Source organism: Halobiforma nitratireducens JCM 10879, assembly GCF_000337895.1.
In the GTDB taxonomy this organism is placed as follows: Archaea; Halobacteriota; Halobacteria; order Halobacteriales; family Natrialbaceae; genus Natronobacterium; species Natronobacterium nitratireducens.
The window spans coordinates 1-315 of sequence record NZ_AOMA01000039.1 but is presented as its reverse complement, the minus strand read 5'-3'; the positions used below and the strand labels follow the sequence as shown (position 1 = coordinate 315).

Genomic DNA, 315 nt, shown 5'->3' with positions numbered 1-315 from the left:
AGACGGCGTCCAATTCCCTACAAGTCTCACGAAGAACAGTGGAGTGAACGCCTGAGAGGAGGATTAGATGACCTCGCAACGGAGCAACTTGTTTCCAACCGCCCCGGATCTGTCCAACCAACTAAATATATACCACCAATCTATTATAAGTATACAAAATACACTACTGGAGGGATTTTCTTTGGAGGCGCATTCTGGGCTCTGTCTGGTACTCTCCTCGTTGACTATGCAAACCCAACTCCCCAAATTGATGGTGGCCGGTTCGACCGACCAATCGGTGAATACATCACAACACTTTCCAGTGCTGCTACTACC

At 48.3% G+C, this 315-nt stretch carries 1 protein-coding gene; it reads left to right on the top strand.

From position 1 onward, the window contains the following. The coding region (locus C446_RS19600) for a hypothetical protein (protein WP_204365905.1) at nucleotides 1-315 on the top strand (315 nt) is incomplete at both ends.